General features: G+C 44.2%; 17 protein-coding genes. 3 read left to right on the top strand and 14 right to left on the bottom strand.

The features are described from left to right. Positions 1-5: 5 nt before the first annotated feature. The 14 genes from OE749_RS09390 to OE749_RS09455 all read right to left on the bottom strand — a co-directional run bounded on the left by OE749_RS09390 (position 6) and on the right by OE749_RS09455 (position 15,100). Positions 6-1,520: a right-handed parallel beta-helix repeat-containing protein gene (locus OE749_RS09390; RefSeq protein WP_263712190.1), complete on the bottom strand. Its 1,515-nt coding sequence runs from the start codon at positions 1,518-1,520 to the stop codon at positions 6-8. An 11-nt stretch (positions 1,521-1,531) separates the two neighbouring features. Further along, positions 1,532-2,890 carry an alginate export family protein gene (locus OE749_RS09395; protein ID WP_263712191.1) on the bottom strand — a complete coding sequence of 453 codons (1,359 nt, stop codon included), beginning with the start codon at positions 2,888-2,890 and terminating at the stop codon, positions 1,532-1,534. Between the two features lie 21 nt (positions 2,891-2,911). Next, positions 2,912-4,270 (bottom strand): tetratricopeptide repeat protein, encoded by a 1,359-nt coding sequence (locus tag OE749_RS09400; RefSeq protein ID WP_263712192.1) that lies wholly within the window; start codon positions 4,268-4,270, stop codon positions 2,912-2,914. A 23-nt stretch (positions 4,271-4,293) separates the two neighbouring features. Continuing rightward, on the bottom strand, positions 4,294-5,427 hold the full coding sequence (locus OE749_RS09405) for a PilZ domain-containing protein (RefSeq protein ID WP_263712193.1): 1,134 nt from the start codon (positions 5,425-5,427) through the stop codon (positions 4,294-4,296). 21 nt (positions 5,428-5,448) lie between these two features. After that, positions 5,449-6,921 (bottom strand): glycosyltransferase family 2 protein, encoded by a 1,473-nt coding sequence (locus OE749_RS09410; protein WP_263712194.1) that lies wholly within the window; start codon positions 6,919-6,921, stop codon positions 5,449-5,451. A 23-nt stretch (positions 6,922-6,944) separates the two neighbouring features. Next, positions 6,945-8,264 carry a nucleotide sugar dehydrogenase gene (locus tag OE749_RS09415; protein WP_263712195.1) on the bottom strand — a complete coding sequence of 440 codons (1,320 nt, stop codon included), beginning with the start codon at positions 8,262-8,264 and terminating at the stop codon, positions 6,945-6,947. 815 nt (positions 8,265-9,079) lie between these two features. Further along, positions 9,080-9,304, bottom strand: a complete 225-nt coding sequence (gene yacG, locus OE749_RS09420; protein ID WP_263712196.1) for a DNA gyrase inhibitor YacG — start codon at positions 9,302-9,304, stop codon at positions 9,080-9,082. A gap of 34 nt (positions 9,305-9,338) precedes the next feature. Next, positions 9,339-10,091: a cell division protein ZapD gene (gene zapD, locus OE749_RS09425; protein WP_263712197.1), complete on the bottom strand. Its 753-nt coding sequence runs from the start codon at positions 10,089-10,091 to the stop codon at positions 9,339-9,341. A gap of 51 nt (positions 10,092-10,142) precedes the next feature. Then, complete coding sequence (coaE, locus tag OE749_RS09430) at positions 10,143-10,757, bottom strand: dephospho-CoA kinase (RefSeq protein ID WP_263712198.1); 615 nt, start codon at positions 10,755-10,757, stop codon at positions 10,143-10,145. Beyond that, positions 10,754-11,629, bottom strand: coding sequence for a prepilin peptidase (locus tag OE749_RS09435; protein ID WP_263712199.1), 876 nt, complete (start codon positions 11,627-11,629; stop codon positions 10,754-10,756). The genes coaE and OE749_RS09435 overlap by 4 nt, the downstream gene beginning before the upstream one ends. Before the next feature lie 117 nt (positions 11,630-11,746). Further along, positions 11,747-12,961, bottom strand: a complete 1,215-nt coding sequence (locus OE749_RS09440) for a type II secretion system F family protein (RefSeq protein ID WP_263712200.1) — start codon at positions 12,959-12,961, stop codon at positions 11,747-11,749. Positions 12,962-13,024: 63 nt separating this feature from the next. Beyond that, entirely contained in the window at positions 13,025-13,441 is a 417-nt protein-coding gene (locus OE749_RS09445) for a pilin (RefSeq protein ID WP_318527871.1), read from the bottom strand. Positions 13,442-13,719: 278 nt separating this feature from the next. After that, complete coding sequence (nadC, locus tag OE749_RS09450) at positions 13,720-14,562, bottom strand: carboxylating nicotinate-nucleotide diphosphorylase (RefSeq protein WP_263712201.1); 843 nt, start codon at positions 14,560-14,562, stop codon at positions 13,720-13,722. 10 nt (positions 14,563-14,572) lie between these two features. After that, the gene (locus OE749_RS09455) at positions 14,573-15,100 is read right to left on the bottom strand and encodes a retropepsin-like aspartic protease family protein (RefSeq protein ID WP_263712338.1); all 528 of its coding nucleotides are present in this window, start codon (positions 15,098-15,100) and stop codon (positions 14,573-14,575) included. A gap of 46 nt (positions 15,101-15,146) precedes the next feature. Between OE749_RS09455 and ampD the strand changes: the two genes are divergently transcribed. The 3 genes from ampD to pdhR all read left to right on the top strand — a co-directional run bounded on the left by ampD (position 15,147) and on the right by pdhR (position 17,631). Further along, positions 15,147-15,692, top strand: a complete 546-nt coding sequence (gene ampD / locus OE749_RS09460) for a 1,6-anhydro-N-acetylmuramyl-L-alanine amidase AmpD (protein ID WP_263712202.1) — start codon at positions 15,147-15,149, stop codon at positions 15,690-15,692. Between the two features lie 41 nt (positions 15,693-15,733). Continuing rightward, the gene (ampE, locus tag OE749_RS09465; RefSeq protein ID WP_263712203.1) at positions 15,734-16,558 is read left to right on the top strand and encodes a beta-lactamase regulator AmpE; all 825 of its coding nucleotides are present in this window, start codon (positions 15,734-15,736) and stop codon (positions 16,556-16,558) included. Between the two features lie 323 nt (positions 16,559-16,881). Continuing rightward, positions 16,882-17,631 (top strand): pyruvate dehydrogenase complex transcriptional repressor PdhR, encoded by a 750-nt coding sequence (gene pdhR / locus OE749_RS09470; RefSeq protein ID WP_263712204.1) that lies wholly within the window; start codon positions 16,882-16,884, stop codon positions 17,629-17,631. Positions 17,632-17,644: the final 13 nt, after the last annotated feature.

Genomic DNA, 17,644 nt, shown 5'->3' on the forward strand with positions numbered 1-17,644 from the left:
GCGAATTACTCCGTCTCGCTGCGTTCTAACTTAACGCCCGCCGCTTGCTTCGCGTAAAGTTGGCGCACGATTTCGGTTTGATGAAGGGCGAAGTCTCCGGTAAAACCTAAACTGCCTTTAGTGCCACCGTTTTTTTGCAAAGTCAGATTGGCTAATTCAACCGTTGAGATATCTTCACCATGAATTGCGCCAGATTCGTTATACGCAAATAAGCCACCTGTTACACTGCCAGACACCAGCATGGTGTATGGGTCAAGCGCTAGGTCACGGTGAGTATGATCAGACAAATCTCTTGTATGAAAATACACAGCGGATCCTTTATTGGCCATGACGATTTCGTCTACTAGCGATACATCGATACTGTTTCGAACGCGTATTCCATGTTCTTTATTTTCGTATATTTTGTTTTTCCACGTTACGTTGTGGCTCGACTCATAAAAGGTAATGCCGTCGCCACCATTGTTGTAAATCGTATTGTTAGCAACGATATTGTGCTCACAAGAACGGTCAAGCATGATGCCAGAACGATTGTTATTAAACACGGTGTTGGCAAAAATGAAGCTATTGTTCACTTCGCGCGAAATAATAATGCCGTGTTTCTCTCTTGCGCCTTCGACGATATTTTTCGCTATGATCAAGCGTTCTGAGCGGTCGTGCGGGTCAATGCCGTACACGATATTGTCGATGTAGTGATTGCCAACAATCGCAACATCTTCTGCTTCATAGCTGAAAAAACCAAAGTAAATTTCTACAAATTTATTGTTCAATAACCAACCGGTTGGTGGGCCTGATGGGTCAATGCCCTCGCCAATCGCGGGTGCGCGCTCAAGGGTACTGTCAGTATGTGTGATTAAGCTGATGCCATAGGATTTTTGTGACTCATAACCCAATGAGTGGAACTCGCTGTTGACCATATAGGTGCGCGTGCCTCCCATAGAGGTGATGAACGGTCTGAACACTTTTTTATCGCCACTGTATTCAGAGTAAGTACCATTGGTTTCGCTCCAACCAGACACCTCACTGTTGAGAATAAACATCACCCCAGCGTTAATAAGAAACGCCCCCGACTCTTGAGACATCAACAATGTGTCGTGGTTGTCTACCACCAAAATGCCATCGTGACCGACTATAATCGGCACTCTGGCAATGTATTTGCCGTCTTTTGTGATGCTGAGTTCTTCAGGTGCCGCCGCGTGAATTTCATCTAGGGTCACTTTACCGTCGCGAACGAATATGGCTTTGGGAAACTCGCCTTGACGCTTAGACCACTCGGTAATTAAACCTAATCGATAGAATTTTAATGCTTCAAAGTTACCCACCATGCGTTCTACAGAGGTTTTGCCCTTACTTGGATATGCCAGTAACTTTGTTCTCACCGCCTGCTCAGTAAATCCCTCAAGAGAAGGCAGAGAGGGGCTGAAATTTTCCGTAGATTCAGCTTTTAAGGTGGAAACCGTAAAGTCTGTAGCCTTAATATGAAAAGCAACGCTGATAGAGAGCAACAAAATCAGATATTTCATTATTCACTCCTTTACAAAACAAACTGTGCTTCTAACGCAAAGCGATGGTCATCACTTTTTTGCGCAAGTTCACCAGTTGGGTTAAAGGTAGAGGCTCGAAGGCGAATAAAGCGTATTGGCCATTGCCAGTTCACTTGTGGAAAGTGAGTAATAGACAGGTCAATGCCCATGCCAAGGTCTTTGTCGCCTCCAGCGATAGAAATGGCACGACCACCCACGTAAATCGGCTGATTTTCATCGTCTCGTTGAAAGCGCGATATCGCCAGCGCTCCACGTGTGTGTTTGCCAAATGCGTACGCGCCAAAAATAGACCAATGACGCAAGTTGCTCATGTCTGCACGTAACGCTTCGTTGAAACGATATAGGGTTTCACTGTTGCCGTAGTGGTGTGAACGATTTGAGTGAATGCCCGATTGCGAGAACGTGTCTCCGTCTCCACCTGATGCTATCGTTGCAGTCATACCAATAGAGAGTGGCTGTTGCCTGAAGTCGAATCGGTAACCTGCGTCGAGGGCATAGCCATCATTGTCTTGTTCAGAGACAATCCCTGCGTCTGTTAGCATGTCTCCCTGTCCAGTTTGAAAGATGGCTTCTAGCTTGAATGCATGCCCAAATGCGGGTCCAGATTTCTGCCAATGACGTGATAACTCTGCACCGAACCATGTACGCTCGCCATTCACTCCGGCGGCATAGCTATTGGTCGTAAGTGGTAACAGGTTGTCATTCGACTGAGAAGCATGGGCTAACTTAACAGCAAGCGTTAAAGACTGATTAACGTGGTAGCGGCCAGATGCAAATACACGAAAAACATCATCGTGAATCTCAGGTAAATCGGCATCGGTACGGTAGCGGTCAAACTGCTGTCCAATACCGAATAGCCACTCTAATTCCGTTGTGCTTGCTTGCCAGGTGATTGACTCAATGTCTGCATCCCACCAAAGTCCGCTGTATTCTCGTAAACGCTGTAATCCAAAGCGAAGTGACTCGTTGGGATACTGAGTCAGGCCATGGTAAGCCACGTAAGCCTGTCTTAGTTCTGCCGACACATTATCGTTGTCGTCTAAATCTGTTGAAATTAACGTTTCTTCATCTACCAAGGTTTCGTCATCCGATGCAACTAGCACTCGGCCATCAAGGTAGGCAGACCAATTTGAATTGAGTTTAAGCCCTTGTTGATACCGACCCTGTAAAAAGAAGGAGTCTGCTTTAAAGCTCTCATCGTTGCTACGAACATTGTGTTCGCGATCAACATACCCCAATTTGATTTGTAGGCGCGAATCGGTAAGTTCTGCACCATTCGCCGCAAATGAGGCTAAATAAGACGTTGAAATTGGGAGTAAAATCAGTGGCAACCATCCCATTGCGCGCATAAATATTCCTTAACAGTGACATCACTGCTTAGACAAGTTAAGTTCAAGTGTTTGGGAAGACGTGATAAATGCGATTTCCTGATCCGCAGTCTGTTTTGCTATTGTTTTTTGCGCTTCACTTAATGAAAGGCCTGATAACATGTCTTGCGTTGCGGGTGTCAGTTCGCCGCCAAAGTAGGTGTAAACCTCTGCAAATGCATGGGCATAGATTGGATTGGGTTTAACCCCTTCGTAGCCGCTAAATACTTTGATAAGTTCTTTGTAGGCTGGTGAATAGCCATGCCTCGCCGCAAACAACAATGCATCCAACCCTTTTTGAAGTTCGGGCTGGCCGAGTTTTCCACTTAGGTAAAGAAGTCCCAAACGAAAATGTGCTTGTGCATCATTTGGCGCTTTCAACAGAAACTGTTCAGCTAACCATGGGTCTTCACTCACACGAAGTCCGTAGGAATAGAGCTTCCCTAACAACAGATAAGCTTCATCGTACCCTTTTTCACCCAATGCAATCAGGGTGTGTTCCAGCTCTTCTGTTGAGAACACGTATTTGGTTTTGATTTCGTAACGAAGCATTCGCAATAACAGTGCATCGGTGAGTAAACCATTTGATTTTGCTGCATGGTACACGTCGGTAACTGCAGGCTCACCATAGGCACTTGAGGCAAAAATGTTAAACAAAGACTCAGCTTGTGATTCATCTATTTTATTATCCTCGTAGGCTGATGAAATCGTATTGATAATACGTTTAACATCAGCATTGCCTGTTTGTAGCTCGGAGATTGCCGAGAGCTTTAAACAGTAATAGGCTGTTTCATTAGTGAAGGAGTCCTGGCAAATCTGTTTTACTTCTTCGGCATACAGACTCGGAGTATCTAAACGATTTATGGCTTGTAAAACATGTTCATCGCTTAGCTCCCCAGTTTTTATTAAGGCAGCGAGGCTCGAGGGTTCTCCAACTAAATCCAGCTGACTTGCATGTTCATGCTCAAACTGAATTAGCTCTATTTGCATCCAAGGTTCAAGCTGCGCTTGTGCTTTTAGCGCCTGATGAGCCTCGTTTACAAAGGCGTTATCGTAAAAAGCTAATTTACTTAATACTCTTGCATAATCACGCTTTGCTCTGTCACCTGTGTGTAAGCTCGCCTCAAGAAGAGACAGTGATTTTCGCAACGAGACTGGGTTGTCACTCTCCATATGGAGCCGTGCAAGTACATAACGGGCATCGTCAAATCCTCGTGCTGATAAGGCTTCGAGTGTGCGCTGTGCTTTTTGCGTTTCGCCACGTTCAAGTTGCTGCTTTGCCAATGCCACATCTAACGGCGGAGTGCCAACACAGGCACTCAGTGTCGTTGCCAGTGATGCACTAAGTAATAGACGTCTCATCTTTACTTCCTTATTTCTCGGCGTTAAAGCACGTCACTCACAGAAACACTCACTGGTAAGTTGATAAGTGATTTATCAATCGGTTGCTCTGGTTGAATAGTGACCAAAACGGAACCCAAATCTCTGGCTTGATCTTCGATGTCTTGGGGAAGTTTGATTGACGTGATTTGACCTCGCATTGTTTGCGCACTATCACTAAACTTGATGTTAGCTTGCTTACCGATAGCTAAACTCTCTAAATCTTCAAATTTAAAGCGTGCTTTGACTTCGGTTGTTGCATCTATCTGCGCCAGTTTTAGTGCTGTATCGCCTTTAACCTTGTATTCACCGTTATCTACTAAATTTGATACGACGGTACAATCACAAGGACTTTCAATCACGCTGCCTACACGGCTTGCTAGCATGGTTTCAAGCTCTTCTTGCTTAATGCCCACAGCTTGTGCAGCTGGCTGCAATACGTCTAATAACGGTGAGTCTACCGTTGCAATTGGTTGCCCCATTGACACTCGATCACCTTCAGACACCAACGCGGTGATAAACCCTTCTCTCGGCGTGACAGCAGAATAAGAGGGAATTGATACAGCCGCAGCAACGGCGTTTCGAACAAAAAAGCTGCTGTACAGGTTTGATGCAATATAGGCAGTTGCACCCAACCCGATTGCAAGTACTAAGCTTGTTCCAATCAACGCTTTGGCGCGCGCCATTGGGGTTAGGGGTTGGCTTCCAGAATGCTTTCTTGGTTTAGAAAAGTTATCACGCTGAAGCGTATTGATCACATCGCCTGCGGCAGTTACTTCACCAGACAGAAACTTTGTGATAATCATACGTAACGTCGACGTTTCTTTTACGCCAAGATCGTGGAATTCACAACCAACGCGAGCTAAATCTTCGCCTTCTTTTGACACCACCTGAAAGCGCACAGCTAAGCTGATTTCTAAGCCATCAAAATTGAATTTTAGGTGGCCTGCGCTGTTGTCACCGCGTTTGAAGGAGTCATGGTTATCACGAACAGCAAAGCCGCTCGCGGACAAATCTAACAACTCAAATGCATAGGGAATGTCAGAATTTGCCAGATGCAGTTTGCAAGGAATACGTACTCTCGCGTGTCTGCGTTGTGATTCTGATTCGTGAACCATATTTACTTGTGCTACTTGCATGATATTAACTCCATCTGGTGGCTACACAATGTGTAAAACTAAAGCGATAAATAAGCTGACCGACGAAAATGTCATTATTTGAGTCGACAGTTGATTAAAGTGACGTTGGAAGCGATCTTTACTGAGCGCCAGTTTGGTTTTTTGTCGTGTCCATGACTGCCGATCCAGCCTGAAAAACACATAAATTTTAATGAGTGAACCGTATATCTGATTGAAATAGAGCATGGCCGGAAAAGCTGGGCCAATGCGGTGACCGGAAAATGCTAAAAGCAGCGTTACCACAGAGCGAGTGAAGGCAATCCACAATAGGTACATCCATAGGATTTCAGACCCATATTTCAACGCGCCCATGATAGCTGCGGTTAATCCAAGAATACTCGTCCACATTGAAATGCGTTGATCCCAAAGCACGTAATAAGTAAGTACCCCTAAACGTGCAATGCCAAGCTTTGTCGCTCGGGAGTTTTGGCGAAGTGAGTTACCGTACCAGCGAAACATCAGTTGCTTAGCGGCTTTCAAAAATTCTTTCTCGGGCGGGTGTTCAACCGTATTGATGGTGGCATCGGGCACATAGTAGGTGTCCCATCCACGTCGCATTAACGAGTACCAACTCGATTTGTCATCGCCTGTTAGGAATTTAAAGCGTCCTAACCGCCAATGTTCAAGGTGGTCATTCTCTACATCATCAATAAATTCGTTCTGCGTGACCACACTTGCTCTGAACATCGACATGCGCCCAGTCAGAGTTAGTACGCGCTTAGATAATGCCATTGAGCTCATGCCAATATGTCGCTGGGCAAAGCGCAATTTATGCCATTGGCTCATCCAATACGTCCCAAGCACTTCGCAGGTTTCATTGGTCGTTAGCGCACCAACATTTGGATAAAGAGAAAAGAAGGGGGCGCATAAGGTGACAACGTCAGGTTCTAGTACGGTGTCGCCGTCAATAACTGCTGCCAGTGCGGTTTCGTCTGGCATGTCATTAGCGATACAGCGAAAGCCATTAGCTAAGCCATCTCGCTTTCCCGTTCCAGGAATACGTACAAACTTAAGTTTTACGTGCTCAGGGGGATCAAATTTCTGCCAAAGAGATTTCATTAGCAGCTCATCAGACATTTCTACGATGGAAGCCACAACCGTGGTGGGGTATCCGCAGCGGATTGCCTCTTCAATGATGGAACTGTATACCTGCGCGGTGGTTTGCGCGTCTATCCGAAAGCTTGTGACCATCAGATAAATATGTGACGGTGGATTTTTCTCAAGCGCGGCGAGGGCACGCCGCTTTTGAATAGGGAACACGATATATAAAAAGATCATACCGCGAATAAAGTGAACAATACCGACTGAGTATCGCCAGATTCCGATGGCACCAATAAACAGAATGTAGTGATAATGCTCTGGGTCGAATACCGTTTTAGGCACCATTAACGTTAGTGCGCCTAACAAACTAAACCAAAGCATCCATCCTGATGCCGCTCTTATTATATCTTGCATCGTGTGTTCCCTGTGCGTGTATTTTACCAGCAGATTCCGTGTTGGCTTTCTGTGGAAGCACTCTCCATAAATCCAACTAAATCAACTATACGCTTGTTGCCTGCATAGCTTGTATTTAACGGAATTATCGACTTGAACTTCTGGTCGGGATTACCAATGATGATGATGTCAGCGTGATCGACTACATCTTCTAATTCATCGTTGAGTAGGTTTGACACATGTGGAATTTTGGCGTTGATGTACTCTTTGTTTGCACCGTGAACACTGGCATATTTGACGTTTTCATCAAAGATTTTTAGATCAAACCCTTTGCCGATAAGCATCTCTGCTAGTTCCACAAGGGGGCTTTCACGAAGATCGTCGGTGCCAGCTTTGAAGCTCAATCCCAATAAACCAATCTTGCGTGATTGGAATGACGTAACGATGTCGTAGGCTTTTTTCACATGGGTTTCATTGCTGTTCATGATGGAATCTAGCAATGGCACAGACACATCCATTTGGTTGGCTTTATAGGTGAGCGCTCTAACATCTTTAGGTAGACACGAGCCTCCGAATGCAAAGCCGGGCTTCATGTAGTATTTTGAAATGTTTAATGATTTATCTTCGCAGACGATATCCATTACATCGCGGCCATCAACGCCCGCAGCTTTAGCTATGGCGCCAATTTCGTTAGCAAAAGCGACTTTGGTTGCATGCCATACGTTGCAGGAATATTTCACCATTTCTGCCACTTCGATAGGCTTAACGATAAGTGGTGCATCTAGATCAGAATAAAGTTGAGTAAGTAACTCAATGGAGATGTCATCTTCAGCACCAATCACTGTCATTGGAGGCTGGTTGTAGTCTTTAATTGCAGTGCTTTCGCGCAGAAATTCTGGGTTAACGGCTAAGCCAAAGCCTTGTCCCAACTTCTTACCAGAATAGTCTTCAATGATGGGGCGAATAAATTCATTTACTGTGCCCGGAAGAACAGTGCTACGAACTACGATTGTGTGATATTCGTCTTTTTCCGCAATTGCTTCAGCAATTTCTCGGCACACAGTTTGGATAAAATCTAGTTTTAAACCGCCATTTTTCATGCTTGGCGTTCCGACGCAAATAAATGAAATGTCGGAATTTGCTATGGCTTCTTTTGCATTGGTTGTTGCACTGATGCGTCCTTCGCGCACGCCCTCTGATAATAAATCACCTAAACCCGTTTCAACGATGGGGGATTTTCCATTATTGATCATTTCAACTTTATCATCAGAAACATCAACGCCAATAATCGTATTGCCTCTTTTTGCTAAACAGGCTGCACAGACTGCTCCCACGTAACCCATTCCGAAAATACTTATACGCATCTGCTTTCTCCCTGTAAGGTAATTGAAAAATAATTAGCAACTAAGCACTAGGTATTTAACTAATACTAAATTCGTGCCACTTCATTAAAATACTGCTTAAAAATTTAATTCGATGGGTAAGTTTGTGAATAACAAACTAAAAATAAACGGTAGAGGTGAACGTTTGGTGTACTATTTGTGACTGAAATGTGTACTAAGTCAAGAGGGGGATTGAAGTGATTATGATAGCTCACTATCGTGGTGCTGCTCTGCACGCCAATGGTGCAAGGGGTTGTGGCGTATTTTTGCATTAAATTAAAAATATTAATTTTTATTTAGGTTGTTTTATTTACCTATGTATTTCACCTGTATTCACTCATTTTAAGATGTCATGGATTCTTTATGTCACTTACATGAAGTTTTTATGAATTTTACTATTTTTCTTGAAAATTACTGTTATCAACTAGCGACTGCTAAATAGTTTATTCTAACCTCAATCGTAAACAGGGAAATAAATCGTTGATGCTTGTTTAGAGTAGAAGTACGGAAAAACGTAAGTTTAGAAAAAAGTGAACTGTATCTAATTGAAGACATTAAGCGTTGAAAAATATCCAAAATGTCACTTCTTATTCATGCAGCGCACATTTATAACGGTGCGTAGACGTGTGTGAATAATTAGCGACAGGGTGGGGCGAGGCTAACATTTTCAGTAAAATAAAGCGTAGTCACGTTTTAACAAAAAGCAAGTTCAACGAGCTCAGGAAAGTTGTGAAGAAATAAAACTACACGCTCATTAGCTGACGCGTTTTTCGCCGTCTAAGCAATTGATAACGTGATTAGTGTTGTTGTTCTAGCTTTATTAACAATGCTTCAATATCTTCTGGGTCGATAGTGGCTTGTTCTGTCTCTGCATCAACGGGAGAGGATGCACTGATCTTTTTCTCCTCGGCAGCCCATTCTCCAAGATCGATAAGCTGACACCGTTTTGAGCAAAACGGTCGAAACTCACTGTTTGATGTCCACTCAACATCGTTTTGGCAGGTAGGGCAGGAGACTTTCATAAGGTGTTTTCTAGTTACAATAGAGAATGCTATCTTAACAGTTTGCGATTTGAAATTCGACGGCAGAATCGACTGACGTTTGACCGTGTTCGGTTGGAACAAAAAACATAAACCGAATAGCATAACGGTATTTGTTGCCACTTAATACAGGGTAAAACCCTTGGTTAGTGGACACAAATACACGTATTAACTCATTCTTGTCATCTGCAACGCCTTGATAAAAACCATTTTCTGCAACTGATGGCGAAAAACGACCTCGTTCACGAAGGAATGACAGCGTAATATCTATTGCATCTCGAATCAGGCCTAACTCGCTTAACCACGCTTGGATATCTTCCTGTTTGGCTTCTGTGGGTTGTTTTAACCAGTAGTGCAAATTTGGTAGGTCAAAGCTACACGCCCCACCCGGAATAGCAAACCGCTGCCTAATAGACGATAAAAAACGTTCCTCTTTGAGGGTTTGGCCTATTTTCTTCGCGTGCTTTAATTCGTCCCTTAATCGTAAAATTTTTTGCAGGGCGGCTTGCAGTGCATCGCTATCTATCTGAGGGTGTTGTGACCAATGCACCAGATTCTTTTCATGGACGTCAATATCTTTGAGTACATCATTGCGAATATCAAGTCGCTCAATAAGATCGAGTAACGTAAAAAGAGCATTAAAAAACTGAATGTACTGCCAATCGGCAGACGCGTGATTGCCCTGTTCAGTTTGTATAAACAGTTGCTCTAGGCGCAGATAAGTTCGCACCTTCTCGTTGAGAGGAAATTCGTAAACGGCGTTTGACATTCAGCTTCCTTATGAAAGATAACTGAACTAAAACGTAAAAGTATCAGAATTTCAAGCCTTTGCTCGGTTTTTTGCTAAAGAAAGGTACTTTTGGTGTAATTCTTCGACACGTTTCTCGGTATCGGCCTTCTCGCCGTCGTTGATTATGACGTCATCGGCATGATGCAATCGCTCTTCACGGGATGCCTGATTATTCATAATTTGTTGAATTTGATGTGCGCTTTGTCCATCGCGACTGCCTGCTCTTAGACGCTGAGTGTTTTCGCTCACATCTACAACCAACACATGATCGACCAGTTCAAATAAATTGTTTTCTACCAGCAAAGGAATCGACAAAATACTGTATGTTGAATTCGCCTCTCTGGCTTGTTTGACCATTTCCTGACGAATTACTGGGTGCAGAAGGGTATCTAGCCAGCGTTTATATGCGCTATCTGAAAAGACGATCTGTCTAAGCGCAGAGCGATTGAGAGAGCCATTGTCTTGCAAAATATCAGGCCCAAATTTTTCTACGATAGCGTGTAAAGCGGGTGTACCGATATCTACGACTTCACGGGCAATGACATCGGCATCAATGATTACGATTCCTTTCTTGGCAAAGGTGTCAGAAACAAAGGTTTTTCCACTACCGATGCCGCCTGTTAACCCTATGACTAGATTACTCATGCTAATACCCATTGCCAATATGCATTTGCGAGCGTTTCACCATATAACAGCGTTATCCATCCTGCGATGGCTAAATACGGCCCGAAAGGGATCGGTTGGCTTTGATCTTTTTTCTGGAACTTAAGCATAGCGATGCCAATGACAGCACCCACAGCAGAAGACATCAAAATAACTGTCGGCAAGTGCTGCCAACCTACCCATGCACCAATGGCGGCCAGTAATTTGAAATCACCAAACCCCATCCCTTCCTTACCGGTTACTATTTTGAATAGCCAGTACACACTCCAAAGCGATAAATAACCGGCAACCGCACCCCAAATAGCATCGTTCGGTGACACGTACACGTGGTGCAAGCTCAGTAGCAAGCCAACCCAAATTAGCGGCAAGGTGATTTGGTCAGGCAATAGCATTTTATCAGTATCGATAAAGATTAATGCGACTAAACTCCATGTAAATAGCACGGCGAAAAACGCTTCGGTACTAAACCCAAAATGAGACGCTGTAATGGTTGATATAACGGCAGTCAATAATTCGACTGCCGGATAACGAACGGAAATAGGCGCGTGGCATTGGCTGCACTTGCCGCGTAGTATTAGCCAACTTAATACAGGAATGTTTTCCCAGACACGTATTTTATGACCACAAGCTGGGCAGGTTGAGTCAGGTTTAACAAGATTGAATGGGGGAGATGAATCAGCGTCTGTGTCGGGATGAAAATGTGCTTGATAGGCCTCTTTCCATTCACGTTCCATCATAATGGGAAGTCGATAAATTACGACATTGAGAAAGCTGCCAACCATCAGGCTGGTAACAAAAACAATACCCAGGAAGAATACGGGGGATGATTCCATCAGAATCAGTACTTCATTCATGCTAATGCTGCCGCTTATTTGTTGTTTTTAACGTGCTATAAAAAGGCTGACAAGGGTGCCAGAAATACCCGTGCAAATAAATCGAAAAATGGCTTGCGTCGATTTGACAAAGGTTCATTACACCACATTACCCATTTGGAATATGGGAAGGTACATAGCGACAATCAGGCCACCAATTACGACACCTAACACTGCCATAATCATCGGCTCAAGCAAGGCGGTGAGGCCATCTACCATGTCATCGACTTCTGCTTCATAGATAGTCGCGATTTTACTAAGCATTTCGTCTACAGCCCCTGATTCTTCTCCGATGGCAATCATTTGCGTGACCATATCTGGAAATACATTGGTGGCCCGCATTGCGGCATTCATTTGTAAACCACCGGCGACTTCTTTTTTTATGAACAGTATGGCGTCTCTGAATACGGCGTTGCCTGATGCCCCAGCGGCTGAGTCTAATGCGCCAATTAGGGGAACGCCAGCTGCAAACGTAGTCGATAATGTGCGAGTAAAGCGAGCAACTGCCGCTTTTTTCAAGATTTCACCAATTACGGGAATTTTCAGAATTTGCGCATCGACTTTATCACGTAGCGCTTTTGATTTTTTATGGGCGCGTTTAAATAGAAAACCGCCAGCGAATAACGCTGCGGCAATAAAGATGCCGTAATCCTGTACGAATCGGGATATGGCTAATACGAACAAAGTAAACGCAGGTAATTCTGCACCAAAACCGCTGAATATTTCCTCAAACTGTGGAACAACAAAAACCAATAAAATCGTTGTTACGATAAATGCAACTACCAGAACCGCAATAGGATAAAACATGGCTTTTTTAATTTTTGATTTAAGCGCCTCTGCTTTTTCTTTGTAGGTAGCAATACGATCATAAATAGTTTCAAGTGCACCAGATTGCTCGCCGGTTTCTACCAAATCGCAATATAAATCGTCAAAATGATCAGGGTGTTTTCTTAGTGCTGAAGAGAGTGGGTTACCCGCTTTGACTTCGCTGGCAATGTCTCCAAGCATTTTACGTGCAGTGGGATTGCTATGACCTTGTGCAATCATTTCTAAGGTTTGGAGCAATGAGACACCTGCTCCCAGCATAGTGGCTATTTGGCGTGAGATAACGCATATATCGGCCGCAGTAACTTTTTTTTGTCCACCGCCAAAGAGTGGCTTGCTGTACTTTTTGATTTTTGTCGCAGAAATACCCTGGCGACGCAGTAAATTTTTTGCCTCAGATAGCGAATTTGCGCTGATCTCACCTTTAATGCTGTTGCCCTTGCGATCTGCACCTTGCCAGACAAATATATCTGGGGTTTTTGTCGCCATTCGTTCTACTCCTCAGAGACAAAAAAGCCCGAACAAAGTCGGGCCATACTTGGTAAAATCAGATTAGCACAGGGTTGCAGGTGTACATACCGCAGTCCAAGACACCGCGCCGTTTGCAAATGCCGGTGTTAGTACATAGGTGGCGTTTGCCATTGTACCCGTTGCGTCTGTCGGTGCTGTTGCGGTAATCACACCATCGGTGATTGATAGACCGACAACACCAGCGGCAGCTGCAACCGGAGCAGGAATACCGTTTGTGCTTTCGTCACATGGTCCAACACCGCCATTTACCTGAGCACATACTTCGACGGCGGTTTTAGCGGCAGCTGTTGAGTTGGTTACTTCAGTGAAACGCGCTTTTTCTGTGTAGCCCTGATATGCGGGTAAGGCAATTGCAGCCAAAATACCAATAATCGCTACCACGATCATCAATTCGATAAGCGTGAAACCTTTGTTGCGGGTGTTCATAGTTGTCTTCATAGTTGTCATCTCCAAGCGTTCAAGTAGAACGACTTTTGTTTTACTAAATTAATCACTGACCAAATTGAGGTCGTTGTCACCGAAATTGCCAAACGGCTAATTTCGGCAGACACGTTGCCTTGATGTAAATTCAGTATAGAGCGACTTAGCAGAGTCACAAGTATGCAGGAACATACCTGAGTCTGACCGATGAAAACAGAGCGGAAAGTAAAAGTGTACTCAATCCTTGAATTTAAGTGCCGTGATCCTTACGGCACTGATATCCAAACAAAAAGATGCTAATTGCTTACAATACGTAAAGACAAATCAATCGCTTGAATATGTTTGGTCAACGCACCAGAAGATACGTAGTCCACACCAATGTCTCTCAATTCAGTGAGCCTATCTTTGGTGATATTGCCTGAGACTTCAAGTCTAGTTTTTCCTTCGTTTACAGCCACGGCTTCACGTAACTGATCGTTAGTAAAGTTATCTAACATAACAATATCCGCACCAGCAGCAATAGCTTGCTTAAGCTCATCAATTGATTCTACTTCCACCTCTACTTGTTTATCGGCATGAGTGCTTCTGGCTTTGCTGACTGCATTTGCGATCGAACCACACGCCATGATGTGATTTTCTTTAATAAGATACGCGTCGAACAATCCTATACGGTGATTGCTTCCGCCACCACAGGTAACGGCATATTTTTGTGCCAGCCTCAAGCCAGGTAACGTTTTACGTGTATCCAGCAGCTTTAGGTTGCTCCCTTTAAGCACCGACACATAATCGTGTGTGACGGTTGCAGTAGCAGACAATGACTGCAAAAAGTTTAGAGCAGTGCGCTCGGCGGTAAGTATAGACTTCGCACTTCCTGCTAACTCGCAAAATACTTGTCCGGGCGAAAGTTCGTCGCCATCTTTTGCCGTCCATTTTATTTGGATTTCACCGTCTACTTGTTTAAAGGCTTCAGTTGCCCAGTCACAGCCGGCCAAAATGCAGGCTTCACGCGTTAGAATTGTCGCTTTCGCTTGGTGATCTCCTGGGATCAGATTGGCGGTAATGTCACCTTCACTAGGAGACAAACCATTTAAATCTTCATAGAGTGCGTCTTTAACATTTTTTTGAATTATTGAAATCATGGTCACTTTTTTAATATTGGCGGAGTATCAGCCATTCTCCTCGTTGGGTGAATTCTAATTGTTTAAGGGCGCTCATACCTAATAAAATTTCGTCTCCTTGCATACCTGGGTTCAAGTTAGCTGACACGTTGTATAGAGCGATGTCACCAATGGTGATGGAGTCGGCACTCGTGCTCGCTACGGTTACAAACCCATTGGCGGTTGAGGCACGGCTTTTGTATCCTGCTGCTAAGCCGAGTTTTGCTTGCAAATGGGCGGGGATCGAAACGGTGGTTGCGCCAGTATCGAGTAAAAAGACAACCTTGTGACCGTTCAATGTGCCCGTTGTTACATAGTGTCCTTGGCGGTTTTGTTTCAAAGACACTTCGGTTACTTGACCTTTTGTAACGGAGTCTGGTTGTTGGTTGGGATTCATTTGTTTTTCAAAATAGTCGTTGAAAAACAATACTAAGAGTCCCATTGCGCTGAGCCAGGCAAGGATGATCATTCCCTTTCCCATCCCTTGTGTAGAGGCGTCTGGCGTATTATCTTGTTGCATATTACTAGGCTTAATCACGTGTAAATTACTACCATAATAGGCAGATATGAAGATTAAAGATGGGATAATCAACCCAAGTCGCGTTGTATTTAGCGACCATCACGATGAACGGCCTGCTGCAAGTGATGTATCACTGCTGGTTATTCACAATATTTCGTTGCCGCCAGGACAATTTGGAGGCGGCTATATTGAACAGTTTTTTACTGGGCAACTTAATCCCAAAGCCCACCCTTTCTTTGAAGAAATACACCAAATGCGGGTATCGAGTCATTTAATGATCAGTCGAGAGGGGGAAGTGATTCAATTCGTTCCCTTGCACCGTCGGGCCTGGCATGCTGGTCTTTCCAGTTTTCAGGGGGTAGAGCGGTGTAACGACTATTCAATTGGGATAGAATTGGAAGGCACCGACACCGTTCCATATACAGAAGCACAGTACCGTGCGCTTCAACAGGTAACCTTAGCTATTCAGGCTAATTACCCGCGGATAACGCTGGGACGTATTGTCGGTCACAATGATATTGCTCCTTTTAGAAAGACGGATCCAGGCCCTGCGTTTAATTGGCAGAAATACCGGACAATGCTTTGTGAGTAATGGGTATCAAGAATTGAACAGGTTGAATTCAGGACATCAGCATGACGCTAATTAGTTTGCTTTTTGTGCTCAGTATTGAGCGTGTCACTACGAAAACTCGGGCTTGGCAGGCAGAACACTATATTCAACGTTATGTTTCATTATTTGAAAAACGCTTAACGTCGCCACCAGAACATTCCCAAAGCTGGATCGTGTGGCTCATTTTGTGTGTTCCCGCCATTCTCACATATGGATTGATGGTGAGTTTAGGCCAAGGGTTTTTAACCTTTGTCATTTCTACATTGATTCTTATGCTATGTATTGGCTGCCCTGCATTACGTGAGGCCTATAAATGTTACTTACAGGCGGCCAATCGCGGTGACATGCAAGCGTGCAGTATGTACGAAGATGAAATGGGCCATCACGACGATGCGATTACCTTTGGCGAGAACCTTGTTTGGCTTAATTATCAGTATTATGCGGCGATAGTGATTTGGTTTGCTGCATTTGGCGCTGCAGGCGCTGTGCTATATGCCACCATACGAGGAGTGCATGAGTACCTTGTAACAATACACAGTGATTATGTGCGAAGCAGTTCGACGGTGAAGCATGTTGCCGATTGGGTTCCTGTTCGAATAACGGCTCTAGGGTTTCTTTTAGTTGGGCACTTCTCACGTGCTTTACCGGTTTGGTTAGGGTATCTGGTAGACCCGAGTATTAAGGCTAAAACGCTGCTGGCGAAGGTGTCTAAAGCGTCAGAAGATATTGAACCTCACGACAGTGACTGCACAGAAGAACCCTGTACATTGGTTAAATTGGCTAAACGTAATGTGATGTTTTTGATGGCGGTTATTTCTGTATTGACGTTATCTGGATGGCTCGCTTAATCAGTGAGCCATGAATCACCAAGCAATTGGCTATCTGCATGTTAAATCGGCCCATGCTGTTCTTTCATTTCTATTTCCGTAGCGTAGCGAGGCTGATTTTTTCATCGCAACGTAATGCTTAAATTGGTCTGACCAGACTCTTAGGAATCGCGTTTCGCCGCTTTTTTCTACAAAAAACACCTGATTTATCGCCATTTCGTCTCATTACTCTTTAGTAAAGCTTTACGCTGCCAATATTCTCGTCTAAGCTATTAGGTTAATTGGTCTTACCAATTTGGTTTTGACGCAAAATTTGATTAGAAATAGAGGATAAATTTCGGGGTATGCAACGCATTCAGTCAAAAAAGCTCTCAGATGTCATTGCTGAAGAAATTGAATCAATGATTATTGATGGCCGTCTGTTGGCGGGGCAAAAGCTTCCTCCTGAAAGAGAATTGGCAGATAAATTTGAAGTGTCTCGTCCGTCTCTTCGTGAAGCAATCCAGAAATTGGAGGCAAAAGGCCTTCTCTATCGTAAGCAAGGTGGCGGTACGTTCGTCAAGCGCCGTTTAACAGCGTTGGTGACAGACCCTTTGCTTGAACTCATATCTCAGCGTCCTGAAACCCAGTTTGATTTATTAGAGTTTCGTCATGCGCTTGAAGGGATGGCTGCATATTATGCAGCCCTTCGAGGGCAGGACTCTGACTATCAGGCGCTAAAGGCTGCATTAGATGAATGGCCAAGTGTTAGCGACAATAAAGACGCTGAAGCAGAAGCCTTAGCCAAGTTTTATCTGACCATGGCAGAAGCATCACACAATGTTGTGCTGATCCATGTTATGCGCAGTTTATTACCTATGTTGCAGGAAAATATTCGTTGCAACTTAGAAATGCTGGCAATAAATGCCAGTGCGACAGAAGAAATTGTTGAGCAGAGAAAGGGGATTGTTGATGCCATTTTGGCGCGAGATCCTGAGGCAGCACGCCGCGCCAGTAACGAACATTTGGCGTTTATTGAAGAAACGCTGCTTAACATCAATCGGCAAGATTCTCGTATTCAGCGAGCAATTAGGCGGATTGAAGTAAAACGATAAGTGTCGGGACGCG

This window comes from Fluctibacter corallii, from assembly GCF_025751585.1.
Taxonomy (GTDB): domain Bacteria; phylum Pseudomonadota; class Gammaproteobacteria; order Enterobacterales; family Alteromonadaceae; genus Fluctibacter_A; species Fluctibacter_A corallii.

What these genes read in the sequence shown, in the direction of transcription:
- OE749_RS09395 (WP_263712191.1), bottom strand. Translation starts at nt 2,890, where the DNA reads ATGCGCGCAATGGGATGGTTGCCACTGATTTTACTCCCAATTTCAACG.
- nadC (WP_263712201.1), bottom strand. Translation starts at nt 14,562, where the DNA reads ATGATTTCAATAATTCAAAAAAATGTTAAAGACGCACTCTATGAAGAT.
- OE749_RS09415 (WP_263712195.1), bottom strand. Translation starts at nt 8,264, where the DNA reads ATGCGTATAAGTATTTTCGGAATGGGTTACGTGGGAGCAGTCTGTGCA.
- OE749_RS09455 (WP_263712338.1), bottom strand. Translation starts at nt 15,100, where the DNA reads ATGCAACAAGATAATACGCCAGACGCCTCTACACAAGGGATGGGAAAG.
- OE749_RS09400 (WP_263712192.1), bottom strand. Translation starts at nt 4,270, where the DNA reads ATGAGACGTCTATTACTTAGTGCATCACTGGCAACGACACTGAGTGCC.
- OE749_RS09440 (WP_263712200.1), bottom strand. Translation starts at nt 12,961, where the DNA reads ATGGCGACAAAAACCCCAGATATATTTGTCTGGCAAGGTGCAGATCGC.
- ampD (WP_263712202.1), top strand. Translation starts at nt 15,147, where the DNA reads ATGAAGATTAAAGATGGGATAATCAACCCAAGTCGCGTTGTATTTAGC.
- OE749_RS09435 (WP_263712199.1), bottom strand. Translation starts at nt 11,629, where the DNA reads ATGAATGAAGTACTGATTCTGATGGAATCATCCCCCGTATTCTTCCTG.
- OE749_RS09410 (WP_263712194.1), bottom strand. Translation starts at nt 6,921, where the DNA reads ATGCAAGATATAATAAGAGCGGCATCAGGATGGATGCTTTGGTTTAGT.
- ampE (WP_263712203.1), top strand. Translation starts at nt 15,734, where the DNA reads ATGACGCTAATTAGTTTGCTTTTTGTGCTCAGTATTGAGCGTGTCACT.
- OE749_RS09405 (WP_263712193.1), bottom strand. Translation starts at nt 5,427, where the DNA reads ATGCAAGTAGCACAAGTAAATATGGTTCACGAATCAGAATCACAACGC.
- yacG (WP_263712196.1), bottom strand. Translation starts at nt 9,304, where the DNA reads ATGAAAGTCTCCTGCCCTACCTGCCAAAACGATGTTGAGTGGACATCA.
- OE749_RS09390 (WP_263712190.1), bottom strand. Translation starts at nt 1,520, where the DNA reads ATGAAATATCTGATTTTGTTGCTCTCTATCAGCGTTGCTTTTCATATT.
- pdhR (WP_263712204.1), top strand. Translation starts at nt 16,882, where the DNA reads ATGCAACGCATTCAGTCAAAAAAGCTCTCAGATGTCATTGCTGAAGAA.
- coaE (WP_263712198.1), bottom strand. Translation starts at nt 10,757, where the DNA reads ATGAGTAATCTAGTCATAGGGTTAACAGGCGGCATCGGTAGTGGAAAA.
- OE749_RS09445 (WP_318527871.1), bottom strand. Translation starts at nt 13,441, where the DNA reads ATGAAGACAACTATGAACACCCGCAACAAAGGTTTCACGCTTATCGAA.
- zapD (WP_263712197.1), bottom strand. Translation starts at nt 10,091, where the DNA reads ATGTCAAACGCCGTTTACGAATTTCCTCTCAACGAGAAGGTGCGAACT.